Annotated in this window: 1 protein-coding gene; it reads right to left on the minus strand. The window is 44.8% G+C overall.

Annotation, left to right across the window (positions count from 1 at the left end; all coding sequences use genetic code 11):
• Positions 1-65: 65 nt before the first annotated feature.
• Positions 66-980: a hypothetical protein gene (locus KDK13_RS12245; protein ID WP_257285256.1), complete on the minus strand. Its 915-nt coding sequence runs from the start codon at positions 978-980 to the stop codon at positions 66-68.
• Between the last annotated feature and the right edge of the window lie 156 nt (positions 981-1,136).

The raw sequence follows: 1,136 nt of genomic DNA on the forward strand, positions 1-1,136 counted from the left end.
ATCCTGAGCCGAGCCGAAGGGCGCTCAGGATGAACGGAGAGTGAGTTCTAAATGTCGAAATTATTTCAGGACAATTCCTTACGATTAGTTCTGTTCAAAATGTTTTTGCATTCCTGAACAGCTTTAACCGCTCTTGACATACTGTCTTGCATATCGTGATCGGCGTGGATCATTTGATTAAGACTACTTCTGCCAATGCGGGATAACAGCGAATCAAAAGCATCCACATGCTCCTTCATTGTTGCTATCTCAATGTCTGAAACCGGATCAGGTAAACGACTTAACCTGTCTTTTGGAGCATAGATTTCCAGGTTCTGTTTAATGGTTTGGGATTCAGCCATAAGAGAAAGAGCTTGCTTCTGTTGCACCTCAAGCAATTCCTTCGATTGTCTGATCAGTCTTTCTAACAACTCAATCTTTTCAGATTTATCAATACGTTGGTGACCAACAATAACCGGTTGGTCTGCGCCTAAAAGTTTTGCCAATTCCAGAAACATGTCGTCATCAAATGGTTCTTTAGTTTTTAGAATACCCAATTTGTTCCTGGGATCAGTCAGATCGGGAGACCCTTTAGCTGTGATATTGATCAATATTTGACCAAGTAATCCATTAGCTGCTATTTGCCCGCGTCGCAATTCTTGCTTACACATCTGCAGATGAACTGGACCCGGTCTTAAGCCATTGTCTGGGCTTACAGTAGGGCTTTCATTGACCCTCTCTGACCTCATTGTAGTAACCGGAGCCGACGGGTTCCGGTAAAGCTGATAATGAGAAAAAATATCCTGGTAACGTTCTGACAGAGTGCGTCCAGGGTAGACAGCTTCTTCATCATAATCATCTGACAGTGATTGTGAATCGGGCTCTGATGTGTCCACGGCATTCTTACTGTTGCCAAACAGCAAGAAGGATAATCCGGAAACAACACAAATCGCTCCAAATACCGCTCCCACAACATAGGAGCCTGTAGCCAGGGTAGCCACAGCAATCACTCCCGAGACAAGGCAAGTCACTGCTGCAAGCACTTTGATAGTTCGACCATGCCAACAACCAGCGCCGGAAGATACCGGGTCATCTTGAGTAGCGCCCAAGCCAGGTTGGGTGGGTATTGGGTTACCAGAAATCATAAATTATATTCC

It is taken from the genome of Endozoicomonas sp. SESOKO1 (assembly GCF_024606265.1).
Classification (GTDB): domain Bacteria; phylum Pseudomonadota; class Gammaproteobacteria; order Pseudomonadales; family Endozoicomonadaceae; genus Endozoicomonas.